This window comes from Streptomyces sp. NPDC102274 (assembly GCF_044766385.1).
In the GTDB taxonomy this organism is placed as follows: Bacteria; Actinomycetota; Actinomycetes; order Streptomycetales; family Streptomycetaceae; genus Streptomyces.
Window position 1 is genome coordinate 1 of record NZ_JBIWLW010000044.1, and the last position, 25,387, is coordinate 25,387.

The following is a 25,387-nucleotide window of genomic DNA, read 5'->3' on the forward strand; positions in this document are numbered from 1 at the left end:
TCAGCCCGAGGAAGCAGCGGCTCTATCCGCTCCCACGCCCCATCCGTCAACTCACCACGACCCGTCACAAGATCGATTATCAGACACGACCTAGCAGCTCGACACGCTGCCGGCTTCACCGCCGGAGAAAATTCGCGACTCGGGTCCTTCTGGAGGTCACCGCCCGGTGGCTCCTCAGAAGGGCCGCAGGATGCCTTCGGGATCCGCGAGCGCCGCCTCGGCGTATTCGGCGAAATCCAGGTTCGCGATCGACAGATTCGCGTGGATATCATGGACGGCGGCCGGAGTGGTACGGAACTCGCGTGGCGGCGGGGAGTCGATGAGCTCTTGGTAGTACATCGGATCGAGATCCCCGTCCTCGGTAGAGGTGGTGAGGGCGAGAAGCGCGCGGTGGACAGAGTACATCGTGCCACCATCTGCGATGAAAACCACGCTGAGGTTCTCGTCCGGTCTCACCGCGGTGAGGACTGCGTCGGGTGTGGCACCAGCCCACCGGCGGCCGTGGACCGGCCTGCGGACGGCAAGGAGAAGCCCCGTGGCTGACTCCGAAGCGGCTGATCATGACGTCGAATGCGTCTGGTTCGAAGGTGTGGACCTGGGCGTCTCCTTCCTCGAAGGTCACGTTGCCGATGTCCCCACGTTATGCCGCCTGGCGTGCGCGCACCAGAGTCTCCGCCCACCACGGGGACAGCGGGGAGATCCTGCTGTACGGGCGGATCCGACCGCCAGGATGCCGCTGGCCATCGACTCCGGCGCCACGGTGGCGACACCGGGAAGGTGGCCCGACTGAGGAACCTGCGCGCCGCTCGGCCCTTCGCCGGTCGGCGGCGCTCACCGAAGGGCCGAGCGGCTGGGAGTTCGGACCGAGTGGCTGGGAGTTCGGCCCGTCCAGCGATTGGTCAGTGCAGGATCTTCTCCTTGGCCCGGCGGAATTCCTCGTCGGAGATGTCGCCTCGGGCGCGGATGTCAGAGAGGCGCGCGAGGTCGTCGACCTGGTGGCTGCCGTCGGTGCCGACGGTCTCCCTGATGTAGCGGTCCATCTCCTCGCGCCGGGCCTGGACGTGGCGTGCCTCGCGGTTGCCCATGCCGCGGCCCCGGGCGACGACGTAGACGAAGACGCCCACGAACGGCAGGACGATCACGAAGACCAGCCAGGCAGCCTTGGCCCAGCCGCTGAAGTCGTCGTCCCGAAGATGTCGGCGACCACCCGGAAGAGTAGGAAAATCCACAGGACCCACAGGAAGACCCACATCGCGGTCCAGAAGGCTCCCAGCACCGGATAGTCGTAGGCCAGAGTCTCGTAGCCAACCATGGTGACTCCTTGCCCGGCCGAACGGCCCGGCGAGTGTCGGCCGGGGGCCGCGCGGTGTCCGGCGGCGCGTGGCCCTCTCCGGCCGGCGCGTGGCCCTCTACGGCTACGGACACCGGGACTCGGCCGTGTAATCGGCCGGACGGCGCCCCACCGGGCGGCCAGTACCCTTCTGCGGGGGCCACAATCGCCACCCGCGGACCGGCACTCGCGGCCTGGCTCGCGCTCATAGAGACCATGAAGGCGGGGAGGCGTTCGTCCAGCGCATCGAACTGTCTCACCCATCATCCGGCGGCTGGTGACTGGGCGCCACACGAGCCTCGGGGCGGGGAGGAGCACGCGATGCGCCGCCGACCAGAGCTCGGGGCCGCCCCTGGGGCCTTCTGGCAGGAGTAGCGCAGTGGTGGCCGCAGCGCTCCTACTGGTGCACCTGGCGCCGGGCTGGAAACGGGGTCGTGCGCCTCCGGTGATGCGCATCCCTCGCTGGGCGCGTGCAATGAAAGTGCGACCGGCGACGGCATCGGACGGGAGGTTCGATCGCATGGACAAGCACTGGGCTGCGCGCCTGGCTCTGGCGGCGGGAGCGGCCGCACTGCTCGTCCTGCTGGTCTTCGCCGGGCTTCGGAGCGTCGCACTGGTGGGCGCGGGTCTGGCCGGTCTCGTCGTCACCGTGGCCGGTGTGTGGTGGGTCCTCGCACGCAGGGGCGTGATCCGTGTGCTCGCCCTCATGCTCGCGGCCCTCACTCCGGTCGCCGTCCTCGTTCTCTATGTGCTCGCCGGACTCCTCTGGGTGGTGCTCGTCTCGTTCGCTCTCTGGGCACTCGCGGTCTCCGTCGGCAGAGTGGCCCTGGCACAGAACGCCGACCGGATGCCCGAACGCTCGGTCACTCCTGCGAAGCGCCCCTTCCTGATCATGAACCCGCGCTCCGGCGGGGGAAAGGTGGAACGGTTCGGATTGGTGGACCAGGCCAGAGCCCTCGGTGCCGAGGTCGTCGTACTGGATCCCGCGCACCCGGCGGACGTGGCCGAACTGGCGAAGCAGGCCGTCGACGCCGGCGCTGACCTCTTGGGCGTCGCGGGTGGTGACGGTACGCAGGCACTGGTCGCGGCCGTGGCAGTGGAGCGCGACGTCCCGTTCGTCGTCGTCGCCGCCGGGACCCGCAACCATTTCGCCATGGACCTGGGCCTGGACAGGGAGGACCCCTCGGCATGTCTCGGGGCGCTCACCGACGGCGTCGAACTCCGTGTCGACCTGGGCCTCCTCGGTGTGGCGGCGCCTCGGACGGAAAGCACGGAACGCGTCTTCGTCAACAACGTCTCGTTCGGGGCGTACGCGGCCGTGGTGCAGAGCTCGGCCTATCGCGATGACAAAGCCCGCACAACCCTTCAGATGCTCCCCAACCTGCTGACGCACCACAGCGGCCCCCACCTGACCGTGCACGCCGGCTCTACGACCGTTGACGGGCCCCAGGCCGTTCTCGTGAGCAACAACGCCTACCTGACAGGGGATCCCGCGGGCCTGGGGCGCCGGGAGCGGCTGGACTCCGGCCTCCTCGGCGTGCTCGGTGTAACGGTCGACAACGCGGGGCAGGCAGCCCTATTGCTCCGCGGCAGGCACGGAACCGGGCTTACCTTGCTCACCGCCCGGGAGGTCGTCATCGACGCCGACGCGCCCGACATCCAGGCCGGTGTCGACGGCGAGGCCCTCACCGTGCCCACCCCGGTGCGCTGCCGCATCGAGCCGGGCACCCTGCGGGTACAAGTGCCGCGCGACCGACCCGGCATACCGCGCGCCAAGCCGCCCATGGACTGGCGCAGAGTGCGTCGGCTGGCCCTCACTCTGGGAGAGGCCGCGGGACGACGAGAGACCGGCTGCCCGGTGGCGACTGGACGTCCCACGAGGCGCATCCCGTGACCAGGCGCTTAGGTCCGCGAGGGCCCGGCAGAAGTCCTTGTGCCAGGCGATCATCCGCGAACCGAAACCCATCACGAGCAGGGCGGCCGGATCAGCGGAATCAGCGGAATCAGCGGAATCAGCGGGATCAGCGGGATCAGCGGGATCAGCGAAGGTCCCGTACTCGATGGACACTCCTGGCAGGGCTTCAACACTCGACATGCCGGGAGTGTCTCAGCGTCGCCCGGCTGTGCACTCCCGGGTATTTGCCACTTGACCTGCGTATTCGGTAGCGGCTGGTACAGCTCGCAGCGTGTTGACCGGAGCGAGGAGGATCGGGCAAGCACGCAGGAGGAATGTGCTGGCCCGGCGGCCGCGGCGCGTGTTCCCATAGAGGCACCGGAAAACGGATGAAGCCTCCGTTTGATTCTGCTGTCAGGGCAGGGTCGGCGTTCGAGCCGCACACCGGTCCACGCTGCACCTGCCAATGAGGAGACACAGTCATGCAGTACCGCACCTTGGGCCGCACCGGCGTGCAGGTCAGCTCCCTCGCGCTCGGCGCGATGAACTTCGGCACGATGGGCCGTACCGCCCAGGAGGACGTCACCGCCATCATCGATGCCGCTCTCGAGGCCGGGATCAATCTCATCGACACCGCCGACATCTACAGCGAGGGTGAGTCGGAAGAGCTGGTCGGCAAGGCCATCGCCGGCCGCCGCGACGACATCGTCCTCGCCACCAAGGCGGGCCTGCCGATGGGCGACGAGCGCAACCACAAAGGGAGTTCGCGTCGCTGGCTGATCACCGAGCTGGACAACAGCCTGCGTCGCCTCGGTGTCGACCACGTCGACCTCTACCAGATCCACCGCTGGGACCCGACCACCAGCGACGAGGAGACACTCTCGGCCCTGACCGACCTGCAACGCGCGGGAAAGATCCGCCACTTCGGCTCCTCGACCTTCCCGGCGTACCGCGTCGTGCAGGCCCAGTGGGCCGCCAAGGAGAACCACCTCAGCCGCTACGTCACCGAACAGCCCAGCTACTCGATCCTGCAGCGCGGGGCCGAGAGCCACGTTCTGCCCGTCGCCGAGGAGTACGGTCTCGGCGTGCTGGTCTGGGGCCCATTGGCCTCGGGCTGGCTGTCGGGCGCGGTCCGCGAGGGCCGGAAGATCGACACCAACCGCGCGAACTTCTGGCCGCAGCTCTTCGACCCCTCCATCCCCTCCAACCGGGCCAGGTTCGACGCGGTCGAGCAACTGGCCGAGGTCGCGGACAAGGCGGATCTGACGCTGATCCAGCTCGCGCTCGGCTTCGTCACCACGCACCCCGCCGTGACCAGCGCGCTCATCGGCCCCCGCACTCTGGACCACCTGCACTCGCAGCTCGCCGCCGCGGACACGCTGCTCTCCGCCGACGTACTCGATGCGATCGACGCGATCGTCGCTCCCGGTGTCGACCTCGCCGCACATGAGAAGACGGACACTCCGCCCGCCTTGCTCGACGCTTCGCTGCGCCGCCGCTGATCACTCATGGGCGAGTGGCCGCCGTATCGGCGTCGGATCGGCGTCGTAGGGGCGTCGTAGGGGCGTCGTAGGGCGGACCTCAAGGCAGTGCGGCTGTCCGGGCCCGGTCAGAGAGGCTCAGGTGCGCGGCGTCCTGGCTGGGCGCCGTGCCGAAGAGCCGGCGGTACTCACGGCTGAACTGCGACGGGCTCGCGTAGCCGACGAGCAGACTGACGCCGGTGACGTCACCGGAGCGGGTCGCCAGCATCCGGCGTGCTTCCTGCAGGCGGATCTGCTTCTGGTACTGGATGGGACTCATGGCCGTCACCGTGTGGAACTGGCGGTGGAAGGCGGAGACGCTCAGGCCGGCGAGCCGGGCCAGGTCCTCGACGCGGAACGGCTCGGCGTAGTGGTCCCGGATCCAGTGCACCGTCCGCGCGATGGTGTTGAGCCCGCTGTCCGCGAGGCCCAACTGACGTACGGTCTCGCCCTGTTCACCGGTGATGAGGTGCCACAGGATCTCGCGTTTGACCAGCGGGGCGAGGACGGCCCGGTCGCGGGGCCGGTCCAGCAGACGCAGCAGCCGGACCACCGCGTCGAGCAGCTCCGGCGGGGCGTAGCTGACGGCGATCCCCGGGGGTGGTCCCGCCGACAATCGCCGAGCGTCATCAGAACCGCGTGCGGCTTCGGGTCCAGGGTCGGACAGCAGCAGATCGGCGGCCTCGGCGGGCTCCAGGGTCAGCCCTAACCCAAGGGCCGGCTCCTGCGGGCTCGCCTCGGAGAAATTGCCGGTGATCGGCAGGTCCACCGAGGCGACGAGATACTGCCCGGCCCGGTACTCGTACTCCCGGTCGCCCAGCGTAAGCCGCTTGGTTCCCTGGGCGATCAGGGCCATCACCGTGCCGGTCGTCGTCGGCGTGGGCGGGTAGGGGCTCTCGAATTTCGATACGCGAACGCCCTCGATGTCGGTACTCCGGTCCGCCCGCGCATGCCGGACGAGCAGCTCGCGGAGTTCGTCAAGGTGCATGCAGCGATTCCAGCACAGTTCCCCCGGTCAGGGCGTACGTGAGGTCCGGCGGACTTCTCGCAGCGGGGCACCGATGGACAGTCCTCGTCGAGCTTTGCGATCACGGCTGGAGTGAGGGCGTTGGCGAGGGCGTTGGCATGGGCGTTGGCGAGGGCGGCTCGGACGTTGTCGGTGGTCCACTGTCCGACGAGAGCCAGGAACGCGGGCAGTTTGTTCTGGACAGCCTCAAAGAGTGCTGACACTCAGGTGCTGGCACTCAGTGAGGGGAATCTCGATGGAGCGACCATCGAGAACATCCACATCCGGCCACAACCGCACGATCGCCCCAACATGTTCGATACGCGGGGACGGGCCGTGGCCGATCCACGGCCCGTCCCCGGTGGACAGACCAAGCCAGTCGCGCTGGGGTTTTCTCTTCCCGCGGTGGCGCGGGAAGAGACGGTCATGCCGGCACGACGTAGGGGAAGCGGTCGGTCCGCAGGTGTTGGGCGACGGACGGCTTGAGCCCGGACGGCACGGCCATGTTGGCCACGAGGGAGAGCATCGCCTCGGGCGCGTTGTCGGCCCGGGTGCGGCCGTTGCGGGTGGCGAAGCCGAACGTTGCGGGGGTTCCGACGACGTAGGGCAGCTCATCGGGGAACAGTTGCCGGGCCACGTTCTGGCCGTACCCCTCCGGATCGGCGCAGGTCCCGGTGGCGGCGACGACGGCCGCGACCTGGCCGGCGATGAGCTTGCCGACGGCGGCGAGATCCTCCGAGGGATGCCGGGTGTTGGCGGGGTTGGAGAAGTCGGTGTCGCCGGGCCAGAAGATCGGCCACATCATCGGGTGCCCACCGCGGTTGATCTGCCGCCATCCGCCGGCGTCGGTGGCCAGCTTGGTCGCGCACCACACGCCGGTGCGGGCCCCGGGCCGCAGCTGCGCGTGCTCGTGGGACACCTCGAGCACGATCGATTCCACGGTGGTGTCGGCGAAGCTATTCTGTGCCTCCTGCGGGCGCCAGTCCGACAGGTCCACCGCCGTCCCCTTCGCCACCGCCCCGTTGACGACAGCCAGCAGGGACAGGTCGATGTAGAACGAGTCGGAGATGCGCCCGGCCCAGATGCGGGTGCCGTCCGCGGCAGCCGTCTCACCGGTGCGGCCCTCCAACACCAGGTCGCCGTCGGCGGAGTTCTCGCGCGCCTCGTCCCCGGTCAGGACATGCAGCCGCAGGGTTTGTCTGCCGTCCGGGTCGGGTTCGCCGAAGGAGACCCGATAGGTCAGGGTCTCGAAGTCGGCGCCGTCGAAATGAGCCTTGAACTCGTAGCGTGCCTCCGGGTGGAACCCGGGCTGGGCGTAGACGCCGGTGATGTTGGAGTTGACGTCCATGACGAACACCGTGCTGCGTTCGCCGGGGAAGACGAACAGGTCATCGATGAACAGCTGACCGTTCTGGGCCGCCAGCGGAGTGTCGAGATGATGAGACATGGTTGGTCCTTACTGCTCTCGGTCTCGCTTTGGGCGAAGGTGTCGGGCGAATCCGCGGGCCCATCACCGTTTAGAGGTCAGGTCGTGAACCGGCGGCGCGTCGTCGTCCTCGTCGGGTCGGGTCCGGGCGCTCACGCGCGGACCGCCGTCCACCTGCACCGGCCGTGCAGGCCCGATCAGAGCCGACCGCCATCGCACGCCCGCAAGGCCGCCTTCGCACGCCCGCAGGGCGCGATCCGGCCCTCAGCGGCATCTGCGTGCAGCCCCGTGAGGAGCGACGCAATCCATGACACTCATTGTGCCGAACCCACCCAAAGATCGCGAAATTTAGAACATATCCGTCATTTTTTCGGACAGCTTCATCTCGCCGGGCGGGCAGAGGCCCGGTACCACCCCATCGGGAAAGTCCTCATAACCTGTGGTTATGAGGACGTCGCCTCCCGACCTCAGTAGTCTCCAGTTGCTGACGTTGGTGGCCGAGCTCGGCAGCCTCGGCCAGGCTGCCGAGCGGATGGAGATCAGCCAGCCCGCCGCAAGCAAGCGCCTGCCCCTGCTCGAACGGCGCTTGGGGCTGACGCTGGTGAACCGCGACACCCGCGGCTCCGAGCTGACCGCCGAGGGCAAGACGGTGTGTCAATGGTCGGGGCGGGTGCTGACCGAAATGGACTCGCTCAGGCGACGACGAAACGGACGCCAGCTCACGTACCGCCCTTTCGGAGCTGAAATGCGCTGCGCCTCCCGCGTAACGCGCAGACCGTCTGGTCCCGGAGGCATCTGGGGTGCGTCGAAGTCGACTTCCTCCAGTCCCCCCGTCCGCGAACCGGGCCACGGTCTCCGGGTCGGTGACCACCTCCACCCACCCGGGCGAGCGCTTCGAGCACCTCCCGCGCCGACTGGGCACGGACCCACCACCACGAGCCGCCCACGCCATAGTCGTGCAGAACGAGGAATCGCCGCTTGTGCGTAACGTCTCTACCAGCCATAGAGGCTGAGCCTGGCCAGGCACGACGCAAGGGTGCCGGCCTGGTCAAAATCACGTGGCAAACGGTCAAGGTCTCCCGTCAGAGGACAGCCGGAGGCTGCATCATTCGGTGGTCATGAGCAGCGGCGCGAAGGTGCGTCTGTGTACACGGCCCAGCAGTTGGTCAGCTCGATCCTGCCGATCCTGCACGTTCGGTGACCGTCGCAGATGTTTACGGTCCCCGGTATTGGCGCGGCTGGGGTGCGGGCGTGTCGGGGGGGGGTGTCCGCGTTCGACCTCTGCGGGAGTGAGCGGCAACCCGACCGCAACTCCGATTCTTATACCGGTACAGTTTGGCCGGTATAGTTATTGGTTGCATGAGAAGGGCGCCGCATGATCGAGATCCTGAACCCCACCCTACTGGCCCGAGCAAAAGACACAGGCGCCCTGGTCGCTGACATCCTGCAGACACTGAAGAGCCGTAGCACGATCGGCACGAACCTTCTGGACATCGACCGGTGGGCCGAGACCATGATCGTCGAAGCGGGAGCGCTGTCCTGTTACGTCGACTACGAGCCGTCCTTCGGACGCGGCCCATTCGGCCACTACATCTGCACGGCCGTCAACGACGCCGTGCTCCACGGACGGCCATACGACTACACGCTTGCCGACGGCGATCTGCTGACACTCGACCTCGCCGTCTCCAAAGGCGGAGTCGCCGCAGACGCTGCCATCAGCTTCATCGTGGGCAACGCAAAGCCTCCGGAGAGCGTCGCGATGATCAGTGCGACCGAACGCGCGCTGGCCGCAGGGATCGCCGCTGCCGGGCCCGGGGCTCGCATCGGCGACATCTCTCATGCCATCGGCACGGCCCTCAGCGCGGCGGGGTACTCGATCAACACCGAGTTCGGAGGTCATGGCATCGGATCAACGATGCACCAGGACCCGCACGTTTCGAACACCGGACGGCCTGGCCGTGGATACAAACTGCGCCCTGGGCTGCTGCTGGCACTGGAGCCGTGGGTCATGGCGGACACCGCTGAACTCGTCACTGATGCCGACGGGTGGACGCTCCGAAGTGCGACAGGCTGCCGGACAGCACACAGTGAGCACACGATCGCTATCACCAGAGACGGAGCCGAAATCCTCACCTTGCCGAAGCAAGCGCAGCCGTGAGGTCGGAGCCCTCGTGTTCCTCTTCTCTGCCTCACGTCAACTTGCCCTGACTCCCCGACACCGTCTCAGCGTCGCTCGTCTCGACGTGGACGACGGATGGCCGATCAGCGAGGTCGCGGCCCGTGTCGTACCCGGCGGCGATCCCCGGCATCGTCCACCTGGGCCTGGATCTGCTGCAGGGCCTGGGTGAACGCACCGTCCAGGGCGTAGCGGCGGAAGCGTGTGCAGGCCCGTCTTCCAGGGCCCGTAGCGTTCCGGCAGGTCGCGCCAGGAGATACCGGTACGGATCTTGCAGACCATCCCGTTGATGACCTGCCGCTCCTCCGCCCGAGGTCGTCCTGTCGCGGCCCGCGGTATGAGGGGAGCGAGTAACTCCCGATCCTGTTCGGTGAGTTCAAGGCGGCGCATCACGCCACCGTGATCCACCACGCGTGATCTCTGAAGACGGACCCTGGTCCGAGGCCGCGCCGACGTGCCGGGACTGCTGGAGTGGCCCACCCCGGAAAACACCGCATGCCTCGGCATATGCACCGTGTGCTGGGCGGAGGCGGAGGCCATCGCGTCCAGGTTGCGTGCGAAGGCGGTCTCTCTCGCCCCGAGGCACCGCGGACCTGAAACGGTGGCCCCGCTCCCCCCGCGCACCACCCTCACGTGAAGCGTGCGCCGACACCGCCACGAGCACGAGCATCAACCAGGGAGACGACGCCTGATGGCGGGGCGCCTCCCCGTCCCGCCCTCCGACGAGTCCGACGAGTCCGACGAGTCCGACGAGTCCGACGAGTGACCTTAAAGGCTGCGGCCGCCGACGACAGGCAACGAGCCTTCGGGGAGCCCCGGAACGTAGGGCCGCGATGCGGCCATGAAGTCATAGATCAACGTCCGTGATACGTCTCGTACCTGATCCAATTCGGACCGAGACTCTGCGCTGGGGATTCGGTCGACCGCCTTGAGTGCCTGCCGCCCGACTGCGTGCAGAGCCGGCGAGTTCGTCAGAAGCTCAGCACGAAACATCGCCTCCATGGCTACGGCCCTCAGCCTTTGGGCCTCCCGGCGCAGTTCATGGACTTCGGACGCATCTGCCACTCGGCCATCGTGCCGAGCGAACCAGTGGTCCATCTGGCCGCGCCGATAGTTCGCCAGCGCACCGCCGAAGGAGCAGTAGGCATCGATCCGCTCCTGCCTGAGCCGCTCGTTCCGCGTGAACTCCTCTGTCCGGAGAACTGTGCGCCGCTGAAACAGATAGGTCGCTCCCGAACCGAGGAGCGTACCGAGCACGGCTATGACGCTCGTGGCAACGACTTCCATGCCTTCAGCGAATCACACGCGTACTCAACTCGCCTGTCACTTCCGTCGATCCCAACTCCCAGTTACGGAGACTGAACTCGCAATGTCGTGCCGGGAAGGAGGCCCTTACGGCACATGGCCCGGTCGCGGCCGCGGCACCGGGTAGTGCAGAACTTACGGGACCGAAGGAACCGACATGTCCGCACCGACCGTCCCGACCAACCAGCCCGCCCCGGATCCTGGCCCCGACCGCCCGCCGGCCCCCGCCCCGGCGGGGGCCGTGTCGATGTCCGTTGTGTGCCGCCCGGCTATCATGTGGTCCGTGTATCCGAGCGCCTGGGCGCATTGGTCGACGCGCCGATGGGACGCGGCCCGGCACGTCACCTGACCCAGGGGCGGGTTTGCGAACGTCGCGCTCCGTCGCCCACCCATGCCGCACACAGGCGGCACCCTCGACCGGCGGCACGAAAGCACGCTGTACCGGTGGCGCTTCACAGCCGGAGCGGACGACCCGCTCGCGGCCCACCAAGCCCCCCGGGACACCGAACTCCGCGAGTTCGTGACATCGGATCAGCTGCCCCGAGCGCTCCTCAAGCACTGAGGCCCTTTCGCTGCGGCCGTTCGGCGTCGTCTTCCTTGAGGGGCGATGACGCCGAACCTCACAGCACAGCCCTCCCAGAACCAATCCGCCCACCCACGCCCCGAAGCCGTGCACTCAGCATGGTAGTTGCGGGAGGGATTGGACTGCCTGATCGCTTGCGGCATCGAGCTTGCCGACACTGGCCGAGCTGGAGCAACAGTTTGTGACTGTCCCGGACAGTCATCGCTTCTCCGGTCTGGTCAGCGTCTCGTCCCGGAGACTGTCGGGGCTCGCTCTGCGCGACGCCCTGGTCCTCGCGCACATTCTGCGCACCGACCTGCTGAGCGACCCTCTAATTCCTGTCCGGTCGATCGGATGGGACGATGTGGGACTGTTCGCGAGAGATGGCGCTTGGGCCGGTACCTGCACTGCGCTGCCCGATGCCGGCGGCAGCGTTCGTGCGTCCGTCACAGGCTCGCGAAGAGGTCGTCCAGCGGGGCCGGCGTCCGGCCGGGGGCGAGGCTCTCCACCAGGAGACGGCCGTAGCGGATCTTGCGGCCCTTCTTCGTGCCGAGGAAGCGCCGCAGCTGCTGCTGTCGGGGCCGACCGTGCTGTGCGGGCTGGCGCAGGAACGTCTCCCAGGCACGCAGGTCGCCCTCGGTTCGGATGATCTCTTCGACCTTCGCCGTGCCCAGCGCGCGGATGAGCTCGTCCTCCAGGTCCGCCACGCACACGAAGAAGCCCCGGCCTGGCGCCCCGGCCCGCGTCAAGCCGCGGTCATAGAAGCGCTGCTCGCCCTCGTCGCACAGTCCTGTCAGGCGCAGGCCAAGACCGGGCGGCCCGAGCAGGCCGGCGTAGCGGCCGACGCTCATCGCTCCGCCCATCGGCACCACGCACACCCCTTCGGCGGCAAGGTCCCGGCCACGCCGTGCGGCCAGTGCCTCGACAGCCGCGAGGTCACTGGCTCCTTCCAGCAGCACCGCCGTGCACAACCTCAGCTGCACGGCCAGGTCACTAGCCGGTCCGCCGGGGCCGTCGGCTGCCCAGCGACTGACCGCGTCCCGGAACGCCCACATGTCCGCCATGGAGCGAGTCTGCACGTCCACCGACCCGCGCGACACACATTATTTCGACGGACCCTCTCGACACGCCCGGCGCCCTCGTCACGCCGCCAACTGGAGCGCTCATCCACTTGCCGATGGCGCTCAGTCACACGACGTGTTACTGGGCGCTTGAGTTGGCACCGCTCGCCAACTCAAGCGCACAGCCCAACTGCGGTAGACAGTCAGGCTATTCATCCGGGACAGGGGAGTCTTCCATCGGTAGACGGTCGCGGTAGTACCTGAGGTTGGGCCCGTCTCAAAGTCACTGCTCGCCGACCGAGGGCTGTCGGGCCAGGAACTCTTCGAACGCCGCTGACTGCTTGGGCTCCATGAATCCCTGGCGCGTGTGCATGGCCTTGTCCTCAAGCCACGCCGCCTCGTCGGCAGTCAGCTGCACGGCCACTACCATCCCGCCCCGGGCGAAGCTCACGCGCCTCCCGTCGGCCCGCACGTATCGGATATAGGGTCCGTACTCCTGTGGGCCGGCCAACGGCTCGACCCGAAGTCGGCCGATGTCCCACGTCGTCTCGTTCGCGTCGTCCTCCTCTTCTTCCTGCGGTACCAATGCGGGTGTGGGGTAATCGGCGCGGGCCCAGTGCTCCAGCTCGGTCACCACCCCCGCCGGGAACAGCACACTCACCGGCACGTCGGCCTCAGTGAGCACGACGCGTTCGCCGGTGGACTCGACCAGCGAGACGAGGCGTTCGTAATCGATGGGGTCCGGAGCGTACCGACGCTCAACAACGATCTTCACATCATCCATAGAGCCGGACGCTATATGTTGAGCCCGGATCCACCGGCTTGATTCCCGGTTGATCGTTTCGGGGTCGTGCAGGCCGTGTTGGGGCTGAGTTGCGGATTCGGGCATGGGGTGGCCGCTGGTCTGCCCAGCTCTTCCACTCTGTCCACAGGTCTCGGGCCCTTTCGGGCAGGTCGGTCAGGGAGCGTCAGAGGGCCGGCGGTGCATGCACCGTGCTGAACAGCTGGGTGAAGTCCTCGCTCCAGGGCCAGCGCTCGGGCAGGTGCAGGGTGAGGCGGCGGGCGGAGCGGGCCAGGCGGGCGGGCACGTTGATCAGGCGATCACGGATGGTGGCGGTGGTCGCCCTGGCATGGAACGCGGAGGCCAGGGCGCCGGCGGCGCGGGTCAGGTTGTGTGCCAGGGCCGCCAGGGCGAGCCATGCGGCATTGGCCTGGAAATGACCGGACGGCGCGTGGGCGAAGCCGCTGTTCTTGACATCGGCGATCACCTGCTCGACGACAGCGTGCCGGCGGTGATCACGCTCGGCATCCCTCAAGGCGAGCGGGGAGTCGGTGAACGCGGCGTGGTAGCGCCAGGTATCGAAGAGCGTGCCCTGCCCGGCGGGGACGGTACCGGCGCTCAGGCGCTTGACGCGGCGCGCGATCAGTCGGGCGGTGACCTGCTGTTTCTTCGGCTTGGAAGTAAAAGCGGTGTAGCGGATCTCGGCTATCTCGGCGTCGGAGATCCAGCACTGGCCCTCCTCGTCCCAGACCGCTTGGGGATATTTGATCGGTGTCCAGGCGTCCTCGTCGATGCGGGCGATGGTGGCTTTGACGGAGGCGTTCATCCGCATGGTGATGGAGAAGCGGGCACCCAGGGCCCGGCAGGCGTTGATGACGTCGGCGCCGTAGAACGCGGAGTCCGCCCGCAGCACCAGCAGGCCGCTGGCGCCGCAGGCGCGTGCGGTGCGGATGGTCTCAGCGACGAACGCTGCCGCCCCGCGCGCGGAGTTCGAGGGTCCCTTGCGCAGCCTGGTGGCGGCGATCACGGGGGCTGACAGGGGTGTGGAGACGACGCCGAGCAGTGCATTCAGGCCCTTGACCTTGCTGTATCCGTATCCGGCGCCCTGTTTGGCGTAGCCGTGGGTGCGGCGGATGGTGTCGTCGATGTCCACGTAGGCGGCCTGGTCCGCGCCGGGCAGCAGCGGGGTGTGACGGGCCAGTTCGTGCAGGAACCGGCGGGCCACGGCGTGCAGTTGCTTCACATGCCCGTGGGTGAAGGAGTGCAGGAACGACCCCAGCGTGGACGGGGCCCGCACTCCGGAGAACAGGCGGCCCATCGCGCCGTGCCGCAGCCGGTCCATGTCGTCGATGCTGTCGGCGCCCGCGGCCATGCCGCCCACCAGCGACATCAGTTTCGCCGCTGGGAAGGCGCCGGTGCCGTCCTTCGAGGCGGGCAGCCGGACGTGCTCGCCGGCCAGCTTGGGCAGACCGCACCGCTCGGCCAGCCGCACCACCGGCTCCAGTCCGCCGTACGCGATCAGGTTCGGGTCGTCGAACGCGGATGAGACCGCCGCTGCGGCATGGGAACTTTGCATCTCGGAAGTGCCTTGTCGATCGTGCCTGATGTGGTCCTAGAAAAACCCCATCATCGCAGGTCGCAAGGCACTTCTTCGTTTCTGGGTGAACCATCCACGGGCATCAAGCCGGGGTGATCCGGACTCAGCGCACCAGGGAAGGGGGGTTCTGACAGTACCTGTATCACCAGGGTCTCCCCGACGTTCCAAACGCCTGTCAACCTGGTTGAGTCGAAAGCGCCGACAACACTCCATGGAAACGCACTGCAGCTTTACCATCATCATTCAATTCAGCTGCCCCGAATACGCGACCGTGTCGGCGCATTCTTTTACGACAGAAGGGACGGAGACCAATGGCGGAGAACCAGTTCACCACTCACACAGAACTTTTCGACCTGAGGGGAAAGTACGCCCTTGTCACTGGCGGCACCAGAGGCATTGGGATGATGATAGCGCGCGGCCTTCTCCAGGCGGGCGCCCGCGTCGTCATCAGCTCACGCAACGCAGACACGTGCGCGGAGGCACAGCGTCTACTGTCCGAATTCGGCGACGTGCGAGCAATCCCCGCCGACCTGTCCAGGCACGACGAGTGTCAGCGCCTCGCTGATCTTGTCCAAGCCGACTCGGAACGCCTGGACATCCTTGTCAACAACGCGGGAGCGATGCGGCGCGAGCCGCTGGCGACGTTCCCGGACGAGGCCTGGGATGCAGTGCTCGACCTCAACCTCAAGTCGCCGTTCTGGCTGGTGCAGGCACTGCTCCCGGCACTTCGTAAGGCGGGCACCGCCGATGATCCCGCACGGATCATCAACATCGGCAGCATCGCCGCCATCCACGTCGCCCCGTCGCCCAACTACTCGTACGCCAGCAGCAAAGCGGCACTCCATCAACTCACCAGGGTACTTGCCAGGGAGCTGGGCCCACAGCACGTCACGGTGAACGCGGTAGCACCGGGAGTGTTCCCGTCGCAGATGATGGACTCCACGCTCGATGCCATCGGCGACACGATCGCGGCGTCGGCCCCTCTGCGCCGGCTCGGCCGCGACGACGACATGGCGGGTGCCGCCGTGTTTCTCGCCAGCCGGGCTGGGTCCTACCTCACGGGCGCCATCATCCCGGTGGACGGCGGTACCGCAACGACCGCATCGGGTATCCATTAGACTGCGGGACGGGCTTACGGTGAGGAGATAACCGCGATGGATCTACGCACCGAGATCCGGGAGTTTCTCAGCTCACGTCGCGCCCGCATCGCACCCGAGCAGGCGGGCCTGCCCGCTTACGGCGGCAACCGCCGGGTCAAAGGTCTGCGCCGCGAGGAGGTCGCGCTACTGGCGGGGGTATCGGTCGACTACTACGTGCGCCTGGAGCGCGGCAGCCTCGCCGGTGCCTCCGACGGCGTGCTCGAGGCGTTGGCCTCTGCCTTGCAGCTCGACGAAGCCGAGCGCGACCACCTGTTCCACCTCGCGCGCCAATCGAGGGCGCCCCGCAGCCCACGTCGGCGCAGGCCTGCCGTGGCGGTGCGCTCGACGCTGCAGCAGGTGCTCGACGCGATCTCCGATGCGCCGGCCTGGATCGGTAACGGCCGTTATGACGTGCGCGCCATGAATCAACTCGCTCGCGCGCTGTATTCACCGGTGCTGGCTGACCCGCGACGGCCCGCGAACACAGCGCGGTTCGTCTATCTGAACCCCGCGACGGCCAGAGATTTCTTTGTCGACTACGACCAGGTTGCCGGTGACGCGGCCGCCAAGCTGCGCATGGCAGCCGGCCGCAATCCGCACGACGAGGAGCTGATCGCCCTGGTCGGCGAACTGTCAACGTGCAGTGAGCTATTTCGGCAGCGGTGGGCATCTCAGGACGTGCGGCTGCACCGGTCCGGCCGCAAGCGTATGCACCATCCGATCGTGGGCCAGCTCGACTTGGACGTCGAATCCCTGGAACTGCCCGCCGAACCCGGCCTGCACCTCAACATCTACACCGCACCCGCGGGCACACCGACCGCTGACAATTTGGCGCTCTTGGCGTCGTGGGCGGCCACCCAACAGACGCTGGCGACCGAGCTCGAAGCACACAGCGGATAGTCCAACCCCTTCAGCCGTACTAGGGTCCGTCTCCCCGACCAGCGCGGGCAGACCGCACCGCTCGGCCAGCCGCACCGCTCGGCCAGCCGCACCACCGGCTCCAGCCCGCCGTACGCGATCAGGTTCGGATCATCGAACGCGGATGAGACCGCCGCCGCGGCATGGGAAGATTGCATCTCGGAAGTGCCTTGTCGATCGTGCCTGATGTGGTCCTAGAAAAACCCCATCATCGCAGGTCGCAAGGCACTTCTTCGTTTCTGGGTGAACCATCCACCGGCATCAAGCCGGTGGATCCGGGCTCAGTCATGCTCGCTCATCTCTTTGTCGGGTTCGCGGACATGTTGATGCTCCTGCACCACCAGCGAGGAGTCTGGCGACATTCGGACGTCACGTTGGGGCTGTGAACGGACGGACACCTCGACCAGGAGAAGTCCATGCCTCGGCAGACCGGAACACCTGCGCGCGCATCCGACCCCACGGCTTCACTTCGAATTCAAGGCTCCATCCCCAAGAAACAGACCGATGGACCCTTGGGTTCCCGCTGAGAACCCTTCAGTTTCTGTGAACTCACGGGGGGAATGGGCCGCCGGTAAGAATGCGGTCAGCAGCCGCAAACGGGGGAGGAACATCCCTGTCGGATCGTGCTCTCTGGCCGGCAGTTCAGTTCATCCGAAGAGCGAGAAGCGCGATTCCTGCGGTGGCAGCGCGGTGCTGGTAGGTGCGGAGGCCCCGGGGTGCGGGCTTGCGGGCGTTTCGGTGCCAGTGTCCGGTCAGGGCGGCGAGGAACGCGGGGGCGGCCAGGGGGCTGTCGCGGTGGCGGGGTGTTCGCCCAGGAGTGGAAGCGGTTCACGCCCGGCGAGTAGTTCCGCAAACCCATGTTCAGGTTTCCGGAGGAGGAGACCCCGTGCCGCGTTCTATCGGTAGGCGTTGTGGCTCGGCGCTCGCGCCACCACCGCTGCCCGGCTTGTCGACACAGGTCCCCTGGCTGGTGTCCTCACTGCCGGAGGCGGTATAGCCGTAGGTGGCCATGGTGTTGCCCGTACCATCCGTGATGGCGTGGACGTGCGAGCGATCCGGTCGTGGCCGTGCGCTACCACGGAACCGACCGGGCCCTCGACACCAACGCCCTCGACCGCAACAGCGGTGTCGTCACCGACAGCTGATGACGGTGAAGGTACTCGTGGAAGCCGTGGCACTCGCGTCGGTCGTACTGCCGTGCAGATTCCGCGTGTGACAGCCCCGGCTTCGCCTTCACCGGCGCACGAAAGACACAAAGATTGTACGCGATCTATGAGTTCGCTGTGTGTCGATCGACACATCCGTGGCCCGTGATGTTCGCGGCCCAGCATCCGCTTGATCAACGGGCGGGAGCCGCACTGGGAGGTCCTCGAAACGAGCGAGGGGTTGGGACTCATGGACACAGTGGACGAACGTGCGCCGTGCGCGGGCGAGATGCGTCCGCACGCCACGATCTTCGTCGCCCGTGTCACCGCCCACAACAGGCTCCCGCTCGACCACTCCGTGCGCAGCCTGGGTGTCGTCGACTTCCTGGTCGAAGGGCTCCGCAAGGGCGGGGCCGACCGAGAGGGGGCACCCGACGCGCTTTTCACCCTCGGGGCGTACGTCGGTGAGGTGCTGGTGCGGCGCGCCGGAGCGGTGTGGGTGGACTTTGACGCAGCCCAGCGCGCCTACTTCGGCCAGCCCGTCGGGGTGCGTATGCCCGACGGCCGTGTCTGGGACCCCCTCGGCAAGGTTGTCAACCGCTTTGAGGTAGGTGGTCCCGGAAAGTCGCTGCAGATCTTCTATCTGATGCTCCACGGAAGGGCCCGGCGGCGGCCTGAGGAACGCGGGGTGAGGTCGCCGATGCCTCGACCGGCTGCTGTATGACCGGGCCCTTATGACTGAACCTTTCGGCCGAGTCCTTCGACCGAGCCCTTTCGTGATCTCCAAGGAGTATGTGAGTTGAGACCTCGTGCCGCTGTTACCGCTCTGGCCGTTCCGTTTCTGCCTCTTCTCTGCACGGCGCTCACCGGGTGTTCCGGGGACACGGGCGCGGACTCGGTACGCCCGGCGAAGCCGGCTGAGTCCAAGTCCGCCCGGGGCACCGAGCAGAGCGAACAGGCCGCACCCACGAAGCCCCGGACCGTCGAGGAGTTTCTCGCCCGGGCCAAGGAGGCGATGTCCGGAATGAAAGGCTGGTCCTTCGCTGTGAAGGGGCGCGAAGGGCTGACCATGCAGGGGCGGGAGAACGCCGCCACCTACACGGCCACCGTGCGCCGTACAACAGGGGAGCCCCGGACGCTCCACTCCACGGGGACCATCCACAGCAAAGGGGTGGGCAAGCCCGAGGAAATCTTCGTCGTCGACGGAACCGCGTACGTGAAGGAGGGCGGGTCCGGCGCCGATTGGAAGCACGGGCCCGTCTCCGACCCCGAGTTCGCGAACAAGGTGGAGGACCCGGTTGCCGCGCTCGACCTGTTCCGGGGGTATGCCGCGGACAAGGAGTGGGGCGGTGGGATCTCGCTGATCAGATCCGGTGCCCAGTTGGAGCTGCGCGCCCGTACGGCGTCGGCCGCGCTGTCGAAGGTACGGGAACGAGACGTCGTCAAGAAGGCTGTCCGTGAACTGGACCCGACCCTGGAGCAGTTGCGCGCCGCGGGCGTCACGGCCTCCGAGAGCCGGATCACCGTGGAGCGCGTCGAGGAGTCGCTCGTCCTCGACGCCTCGACGTACCGGATCAGGTCACACGCCTTCCGGTGCGCCTTCCGCATCCCCTATGGCGGGCAGACCATCCGCTACAGCCAGGACGTCACCGAGCATGCCGAGGGGCCGTTCACGGGGACCATCGCGCTCCCGCCAACAGTGCGGGCGATCCGTGGCTGAGGAGGCATCCGAAAAGCTGTGACATTCTGTGAGACCAGACTCTGATGATCACGGGGCGTGGACACGGCCGAAACGTGTCGCACGGCGTGAAGTGCTACGAACTCGGCGCGAACGGGGACAGCTTTGGGCCAGGGAAGGGAGCCCCGGCGCGTGCGGGCGTACGACGAGGAGTTGGGCGCGGCCGTGGCGCGGGCTCAGGACGGCGACGAAGCAGCCTTCGCGTCCGCCTACCAGCTCGTGCAGCCCGGACTGCTCGGCTATCTGCGTGGGCTCGTCGGTGACGAAGCCGAGGACGTGGCCTCGGACGCCTGGCTGGAGATCGCCCGTGACCTGGGACGGTTCAAGGGGGACGGGGCCGGCTTCCGCGGCTGGACGACGATCATCGCCCGGCACCGGGCCCTCGACCATCTGCGCCGCCGGCGGGTGCGCCCCCGGCCTGTCATGCTCGAACAGGACGTACTCGAGCTGCCCGACCCACGCACCACCCAAGACCAGGCCCTGGAGTCCCTCTCCACCGAGCAGGCTCTAGCTCTGATCAGCACCCTTCCGCGCGACCAGGCCGAGGCCGTGCTGCTGCGCGTCGTCGTCGGCCTTGACGGCCCCGCCGCCGCCCGTGTCCTCGGTAAGCGGCCCGGTGCGGTGCGCACCGCCGCGTACCGAGGGCTGAAACGCCTCGCACGCCAGCTCGGAGCCGCCGGTGTGACGGAAGAGAATCGTCACACGCTGGGGCAGTCGAGATGAACAATCACGGCGCCAGAGACAACAAGGGACCGAACCGTCGTCGGGCAGGAATGGGCACGGGCATGGGTGATCGACACAACGACGGCGGAACGTGGGGCCGTCGGCGCACATACCCCGGCAGCCGTGTGCGCAGGACCGCGGGTGAGGTCGAGGGCGCCGCACTGGAGCCGCTGCTGGCAGACGCGCTGATCGAGGACGCCACGACCGCAGAGGCGGAGCAGCGGGCGACGACCGCGTTCAGCGCCGCCCGTGACGCAGGAATGCACGACGAGGCGCGGACCCGGCAGTGGGACGACTGGCGACCGAAGGAGCCCGGTGGGGGGCGGCGCTCGTTGAAAGCTACCATCGCCCTGTTCATCGTCGGCCTGACCCTGGGCGGCGTCGCGGTTGCGGGCGTGGGCTCGGACGCCCCTGCCGGAGACCCGAACGACGGGGTCCGCGAACGACAGCATCCGTCGCCAAGCGCCCCGAAACGCTCCGCCGCGGAGCCGGACGCGACGAAGTCCGGTGTGCCCCGCACCTCCGCCGCTTCGGGCCGCCCGGTAACGGCCAAGGACACCGAGGCCCACTGCCGCGCGTACGAGTTGGTCAAGAGCCGAGGCAAGGCACTGAACTCGACGTCCTGGCAACGGCTGGTCACGGCCGCAGGCGGTGAGGAGAACGTCGCCGCTTACTGTGCCGATCAGTTGGCTCAGGCCGAGAAGGGCAAGAAGCCGAGCAAGGCGGGTGAGAACACCAAGACCGACCGAACCGTCAAGAAGCAGAAAAAAGCGGCTGACAACGCCATGAACAAGGATAAGGAAAGGGAAAAGGATAAAAACAAGGAAAAGTAGCACTGTAAGCGCTTCGGACGGTCGGCCTCGGTGGATACGCGGCCTGGCGCATGGGGCGTACCCGAGACGGTGCCGAAGGGACGGTCGCTGCCGACGAGTTCCTCGCCGAGGGTCGCGAGGGCGGCACTTTCCACGGCGACCGCCTTCGCGAGGGCGTCGGGTCTGCTGAAGTCGTTGCCGAATGCCAGGTGGATCACCCCGGCGGAACCGATCAGACCGGTGCCACCGGTGACAAAGACGCGCATGGCACTCTCCCTCAAGACGGTCGCGCAGATCGCCGAGCGTGCCGGGGTCACCAAAAGCACTTTCTTCCGGCACTTCCCCGATAAGCGCGAGCTGCTGGTGGCCGGACAGGAGACGCTGAGTCGGCTGCTGCCGGACAACATCACCCGCTCATCGGCTGCTTGCGCATCGACCTTCACAGAGTCTGCGATCCCGCGGCCGACCGCTGAGTCCACCGGCATCGCGCCGTGGCCCGACAAGGAGGATTGCTCAGCGAGCCCACTCGCGGGGTGGGCCATGGAGTAACGAACAAATTCCGATTGGGGCTCGCCACAATGGCGCGTCGAGACTTTCCGACAGCTTCAAGAACAGCGTCCACGACACGAGAGCCCAGGTGGGGGCCACGTCAGCGCATCGAGCTCAAGATAATCCAGCACCGGGTCGGGCACCGCCGCACGAGCACGACCGCCATCTACGAGCTCCCAGTGACACATGTCCATCGCCCTGCGCTCCTTGAACGGGAGGTCGAAAACGGCCGCCCCAATTCCGAGGAGGTTTTGTTCACTTGCGCATCCATAAACGCACCGCCGCCGCGGTGGCAGTGGCACTGATCGGCTCGCTGACACTAGTCGGGGCGGGGACAGTGACGGCCACGGCCGAGGAGACGAGTGTGGCGCTGCCCAGCGCCTCGTTCCGGGACATCGTCGTCGACGGAGTGCACGACCGGGCGTTCGTCAGCGACCCGACCGGCGGCAGCATCGTCGTCACCGACTACGCGGGCGCGGTCGTCCAGCTGATCACCGCCGAGGACGGGGCCGCGGGCCTCGTACTCTCGGCGGATTCCAGCAAGCTGTACGTGGCCCTGTCGACGGTCGGCGCGATCGCCGAGATCGACACCGCCACCCTGACCGAGACCAACCGCTACCCGACCGGCGCGGATACCTCGCCCCAGAACCTGGCGATGGCGGGCGGCAAGCTGTGGTTCGGCTACACGGTCGGCAGCAGCGGCGGCATCGGCTCGCTCGACGTGGCCTCTCCGGCCCCGGCGGCGACGCTCGTCCCGAGCGGCCGGTACTGGTACTACGCCCCGGCCCTGGCGTCGTCCCCCGCCGACCCGAACGTCCTGGTGGCGGGCGAGGAGGGCGTCAGCCCGGCCACCCTGGCGGTCTACGATACGGCGGCCGACGGCCTGCAGAAGCGCACCGAGCGCCTCTTCACCTCGTCGCCGTCGATCTCGTACCTCAACGACTTCGCGGTGACGGCGGACGGCCAGAACATCGTCGTAGCGGCGAACAACCCCTCCGACCACCAGATCGTCCGCCTGTCGGACCTGTCGTCGAACGGCTACTACTCGAGCTGGCAGTTCCCGAACGCGGTGGCCGTGGCGACCGACGGAACGGTGGCAACAGGCGCGTCCGACGACTTCGTAAAAACCTACCGCCCGAGCTCCACCTGGCCGTCGTTCCACGAGTACGCCGTGACCGACCTCCAGCGCGACGGCCTCGCCTGGGCCCCGGACGAGAACCGCCTCTTCGCGATCACGGGCCTGTCCTACGGCAGCGCCCCCACGCTCCACGTCCTCCCGGACGCCGGCAAGCTGGACACCACCCTCAGCTTCCAGGCCCCCGCAGCCTCCCGCAAGGGCAAGGACCTGACCATCACTGGCTGGCTGTCGGCGGCGGAGCCCTTCCCGGCAGGCACGACGGTGGAGGTGACCCGCACGGACGTGGAACACCCGACCGGCACTCCGGTCGGCACCTTCCCCATCTCCACGGCGACGGGCGAGTTCACGTTCACGGAACGCCCGAGCGAGACGGGTAACATCACCTATACCGCCACATACAAGGGCGACGGCCAGCACATGCCCGCAACGACCCAGACGACGGTGACGATCACCAAGTAGCCACCCTGAGCACCCGACCAAAGGCCCCGAACCACGCCGGCGGACGCTGTTGGTTAACTCGGGGCCTGCACCTTCTTCGCCCCGTCGATCGTTTGGTCGGCGGGGCGAAGTCGTGCGAAGTGGCTGGTGCGAGTGCGGGCCCGGGGTGTGCCGGGCCGGCCGCTTGTCCGGCTACAGCGCTTCGAAGTAGGGCGGGTCAACGGTGTCGGCGACGGTGAAGTCCTCGAAACCGACGTCGTCGAGTACCCGGTAGACGAACTCGGACATCGTCATCGGGTATGTCCGCCATCCCTCGGAGTGCGACCTAGTGACAACCGGCCAGGTGTCGGGGTCACCGCCGTCGACCAGCCAGCAGAACTCGTCCGCCTGCACCGATCCGCCCCAGGGTAGAAGCCCCGTACCGCCAGGGGTGAACACCCCGTGGGGAGCGTAGCCCTCGCGGGCGTACGGGATGGTCTCCGCCGCGCTGCGCATCGAACGCAACCAGCTCGCGATGCTCGCTGTGTCGCTTTCCACTGGAGGGTAGAGATCGAGACAACCGCTGAACTCGCCCTCGCCGAAGAGTATGAAGAGCTCCTTGTGGCCGGCAGGCAGTCGGGGGCCGATCACCTCCTCGGCCACTGTGCGCGTCCGCTTCATCTGGTCCGGCACCACAGCGGATTCGGCCCACTGGGAGCAGGCGTTCTCCGTGGACGACGGGGGCACCTGGGTCACCAACTGGCACATGGACCTCACCCGGCGCTGAGGCGCCCGACGCCATCGTTGCCCGCAACCCGGGCCGCTGCACCGGCGCTCACCTCGACCATACGTGTCCGCGGCGACCGGTAAAGAGCCCCGATCAGGACCAGCAGCAGGTGGGTGAGCCCCAAGAGGGCTCACCCACCTGTGTTTTCGGTCCGGGACCCGACCGGATCGGATCAGGTCCGATCCGGTCGTCTCAGGTGGAGCTTGAGCTGATGGTTGCGCTCTGTGTGCTCGACTACGACTCCGGTGACCGCCTCACCCAACTCGGGCCAGATCACCGTAGAGCCATCGGCGCCGCCGTGGCGCATTCCCGCCACATCCGCGAAAGCACAACTCAGTTGCACACCCTCGACTGAAATGAAGATTCCGAAGGGAGCGACCTCGTCCACGGTGCCGTGCACCGTGGACCCGTGGGGGAACTTTCGCTTGACGGCAACCCATTCTTCACTTGTCACCTATGCCACACCCTGTCGCCTGGGTGAGGCTGGTGGCGTCCCACCAGTGCCGACCCACCTCCGACACGCTGGCGACGGTGTCGGAGACGGTGGCGGAGAAGTCACCGCCGGCCGCCGTCCACGGCGTCGTCGCGTTCACGTTGTTCCAGGTGGTGGTGGTCTCGTCGAAGTCCCGGTTCAGTCCGTGCAGTTCGTAGATCGCGCCGTTGGTGTCGGTGGTGATCTCCGCACCGTACATGAACAATCTGGATTCCAGCACCGTGGCGGTGGTGGGCAGATCGCTGGTGGGGAACTTCATCACCGTGCGGGTCTTGCCGTAGGTGGGTGAGTTGTTGCCCAGCGTCAACCACCGCTGGCCCGCGCCTGCCGACTGGATGGAGTCCTGGTTCGTTGTCGGCTGCATGGAGGACAGCCTCGAGTCGGTGCCTCCGGCCGCGGTGCCCTGGATCAGCTTCATCGTGCGGCCCGCCTTGGGCACACCCACGATCCGCGTCGGCGAGCCCAGAAGCTGCCCGTCCACCGTTTTCACCGCGATCTGGTAGTAGTGCGACCGGCCGATCTCCACCGAGGAGGAGTCCGGGGTCGGGGTCGCGGTGGTGTCCGTGTACGCGGTGGCCGACTTGCCGACCGGCGCGACCAGGGTCGCCGCGGACGGCGTGAACGCCTGCTGCGTGCAGCGGTGCAGGTGGTACTCGGCGATGTTCAGGTCCCGGTCGCCGGTGGTGTTGGAGTACGCCTTCCAGGACAGTTCCGAGCCCGTGGAGTGGATCACCGTGGGCGAGTTCAGCGCGGTGCCGACCTTGCCATAGGTGACCGTCAACCGGGGGACGGTCGCCGTCTCGCCGCCGTAGTCACCGTCCCCGGCCTCGTAGCGCGGGCCGCCGAGGGGGTTGTTCGCCTCGTCGGGCG

20 protein-coding genes and 5 pseudogenes are annotated in these 25,387 nt (G+C 67.6%); 12 read left to right on the top strand and 13 right to left on the bottom strand.

Annotation, left to right across the window (positions count from 1 at the left end):
* Positions 1 to 174: 174 nt before the first annotated feature.
* Positions 175 to 504 (bottom strand): annotated as a pseudogene (locus ACIRQP_RS36670) (DUF6924 domain-containing protein); the annotation flags it as partial.
* Between the two features lie 395 nt (positions 505 to 899).
* Positions 900 to 1,312 (bottom strand): annotated as a pseudogene (locus ACIRQP_RS36675) (SHOCT domain-containing protein).
* Between the two features lie 538 nt (positions 1,313 to 1,850).
* Here ACIRQP_RS36675 and ACIRQP_RS36680 point away from each other — a divergent pair.
* Both ACIRQP_RS36680 and ACIRQP_RS36685 read left to right on the top strand, forming a co-directional pair.
* Positions 1,851 to 3,224: a diacylglycerol kinase family protein gene (locus ACIRQP_RS36680; protein ID WP_403898505.1), complete on the top strand. Its 1,374-nt coding sequence runs from the start codon at positions 1,851 to 1,853 to the stop codon at positions 3,222 to 3,224.
* Between the two features lie 482 nt (positions 3,225 to 3,706).
* On the top strand, positions 3,707 to 4,726 hold the full coding sequence (locus ACIRQP_RS36685) for an aldo/keto reductase (RefSeq protein ID WP_403898508.1): 1,020 nt from the start codon (positions 3,707 to 3,709) through the stop codon (positions 4,724 to 4,726).
* A 79-nt stretch (positions 4,727 to 4,805) separates the two neighbouring features.
* On the opposite strand, the gene ACIRQP_RS36690 is transcribed toward ACIRQP_RS36685, so the two are convergent.
* Positions 4,806 to 5,732, bottom strand: a complete 927-nt coding sequence (locus ACIRQP_RS36690; RefSeq protein WP_403898510.1) for an AraC family transcriptional regulator N-terminal domain-containing protein — start codon at positions 5,730 to 5,732, stop codon at positions 4,806 to 4,808.
* Positions 5,733 to 6,174: 442 nt separating this feature from the next.
* Positions 6,175 to 7,197, bottom strand: coding sequence for a DUF4331 family protein (locus ACIRQP_RS36695; protein WP_403898512.1), 1,023 nt, complete (start codon positions 7,195 to 7,197; stop codon positions 6,175 to 6,177).
* 424 nt (positions 7,198 to 7,621) lie between these two features.
* Here ACIRQP_RS36695 and ACIRQP_RS36700 point away from each other — a divergent pair, with 424 nt between their 5' ends.
* Positions 7,622 to 8,164: a LysR family transcriptional regulator gene (locus ACIRQP_RS36700; RefSeq protein ID WP_403898515.1), complete on the top strand. Its 543-nt coding sequence runs from the start codon at positions 7,622 to 7,624 to the stop codon at positions 8,162 to 8,164.
* Between the two features lie 387 nt (positions 8,165 to 8,551).
* Positions 8,552 to 9,334, top strand: a complete 783-nt coding sequence (gene map, locus ACIRQP_RS36705; protein WP_403898518.1) for a type I methionyl aminopeptidase — start codon at positions 8,552 to 8,554, stop codon at positions 9,332 to 9,334.
* A gap of 243 nt (positions 9,335 to 9,577) precedes the next feature.
* On the opposite strand, the pseudogene ACIRQP_RS36710 reads toward map, so the two are convergent.
* The 5 genes and pseudogenes from ACIRQP_RS36710 to ACIRQP_RS36730 all read right to left on the bottom strand — a co-directional run.
* A pseudogene (locus ACIRQP_RS36710) lies at positions 9,578 to 9,892 on the bottom strand (transposase); the annotation flags it as partial.
* A 228-nt stretch (positions 9,893 to 10,120) separates the two neighbouring features.
* Positions 10,121 to 10,639 (bottom strand): hypothetical protein, encoded by a 519-nt coding sequence (locus ACIRQP_RS36715; RefSeq protein ID WP_403898521.1) that lies wholly within the window; start codon positions 10,637 to 10,639, stop codon positions 10,121 to 10,123.
* A 1,026-nt stretch (positions 10,640 to 11,665) separates the two neighbouring features.
* Complete coding sequence (locus ACIRQP_RS36720) at positions 11,666 to 12,283, bottom strand: TOPRIM nucleotidyl transferase/hydrolase domain-containing protein (protein WP_403898523.1); 618 nt, start codon at positions 12,281 to 12,283, stop codon at positions 11,666 to 11,668.
* Between the two features lie 280 nt (positions 12,284 to 12,563).
* On the bottom strand, positions 12,564 to 13,064 hold the full coding sequence (locus ACIRQP_RS36725) for a type II toxin-antitoxin system Phd/YefM family antitoxin (RefSeq protein WP_403898526.1): 501 nt from the start codon (positions 13,062 to 13,064) through the stop codon (positions 12,564 to 12,566).
* A 184-nt stretch (positions 13,065 to 13,248) separates the two neighbouring features.
* Positions 13,249 to 14,637, bottom strand: coding sequence for an IS1380 family transposase (locus ACIRQP_RS36730; RefSeq protein WP_403898529.1), 1,389 nt, complete (start codon positions 14,635 to 14,637; stop codon positions 13,249 to 13,251).
* Positions 14,638 to 14,969: 332 nt separating this feature from the next.
* Between ACIRQP_RS36730 and ACIRQP_RS36735 the strand changes: the two genes are divergently transcribed.
* From ACIRQP_RS36735 to ACIRQP_RS36760, 6 genes are all read left to right on the top strand, one after another.
* Complete coding sequence (locus ACIRQP_RS36735) at positions 14,970 to 15,776, top strand: SDR family oxidoreductase (protein WP_078640402.1); 807 nt, start codon at positions 14,970 to 14,972, stop codon at positions 15,774 to 15,776.
* Between the two features lie 36 nt (positions 15,777 to 15,812).
* Positions 15,813 to 16,697, top strand: a complete 885-nt coding sequence (locus ACIRQP_RS36740; protein WP_403898532.1) for a helix-turn-helix transcriptional regulator — start codon at positions 15,813 to 15,815, stop codon at positions 16,695 to 16,697.
* Between the two features lie 1,413 nt (positions 16,698 to 18,110).
* Positions 18,111 to 18,584 (top strand): hypothetical protein, encoded by a 474-nt coding sequence (locus tag ACIRQP_RS36745; RefSeq protein ID WP_403898535.1) that lies wholly within the window; start codon positions 18,111 to 18,113, stop codon positions 18,582 to 18,584.
* A gap of 75 nt (positions 18,585 to 18,659) precedes the next feature.
* A complete protein-coding gene (locus ACIRQP_RS36750) occupies positions 18,660 to 19,580 on the top strand; it encodes a hypothetical protein (protein ID WP_403898537.1) in 921 nt (306 codons plus the stop codon).
* A 123-nt stretch (positions 19,581 to 19,703) separates the two neighbouring features.
* The gene (locus ACIRQP_RS36755) at positions 19,704 to 20,321 is read left to right on the top strand and encodes an RNA polymerase sigma factor (protein ID WP_403898540.1); all 618 of its coding nucleotides are present in this window, start codon (positions 19,704 to 19,706) and stop codon (positions 20,319 to 20,321) included.
* On the top strand, positions 20,318 to 21,154 hold the full coding sequence (locus tag ACIRQP_RS36760) for a hypothetical protein (protein WP_403898543.1): 837 nt from the start codon (positions 20,318 to 20,320) through the stop codon (positions 21,152 to 21,154). Before ACIRQP_RS36755 ends, ACIRQP_RS36760 begins: the two co-directional genes overlap by 4 nt.
* A 20-nt stretch (positions 21,155 to 21,174) precedes the next feature.
* Here the strand turns inward: ACIRQP_RS36760 and ACIRQP_RS36765 are convergent.
* A pseudogene (locus tag ACIRQP_RS36765) lies at positions 21,175 to 21,399 on the bottom strand (3-beta hydroxysteroid dehydrogenase); the annotation flags it as partial.
* A gap of 16 nt (positions 21,400 to 21,415) precedes the next feature.
* On the opposite strand from ACIRQP_RS36765, the pseudogene ACIRQP_RS36770 reads away from it, so the two are divergent.
* Positions 21,416 to 21,559, top strand: a pseudogene (locus ACIRQP_RS36770) (helix-turn-helix domain-containing protein); the annotation flags it as partial.
* A gap of 382 nt (positions 21,560 to 21,941) precedes the next feature.
* The gene (locus tag ACIRQP_RS36775) at positions 21,942 to 23,279 is read left to right on the top strand and encodes a YncE family protein (protein ID WP_403898546.1); all 1,338 of its coding nucleotides are present in this window, start codon (positions 21,942 to 21,944) and stop codon (positions 23,277 to 23,279) included.
* A gap of 171 nt (positions 23,280 to 23,450) precedes the next feature.
* Here ACIRQP_RS36775 and ACIRQP_RS36780 read toward each other — a convergent pair whose 3' ends face one another.
* The 3 genes from ACIRQP_RS36780 to ACIRQP_RS36790 form a co-directional block, all read right to left on the bottom strand.
* Positions 23,451 to 24,005 (bottom strand): SMI1/KNR4 family protein, encoded by a 555-nt coding sequence (locus ACIRQP_RS36780; RefSeq protein ID WP_403898548.1) that lies wholly within the window; start codon positions 24,003 to 24,005, stop codon positions 23,451 to 23,453.
* A gap of 191 nt (positions 24,006 to 24,196) precedes the next feature.
* Positions 24,197 to 24,478, bottom strand: a complete 282-nt coding sequence (locus ACIRQP_RS36785; RefSeq protein ID WP_403898550.1) for a hypothetical protein — start codon at positions 24,476 to 24,478, stop codon at positions 24,197 to 24,199.
* Positions 24,468 to 25,298, bottom strand: a complete 831-nt coding sequence (locus tag ACIRQP_RS36790) for a DNRLRE domain-containing protein (RefSeq protein ID WP_403898553.1) — start codon at positions 25,296 to 25,298, stop codon at positions 24,468 to 24,470. Before ACIRQP_RS36790 ends, ACIRQP_RS36785 begins: the two co-directional genes overlap by 11 nt.
* Between the last annotated feature and the right edge of the window lie 89 nt (positions 25,299 to 25,387).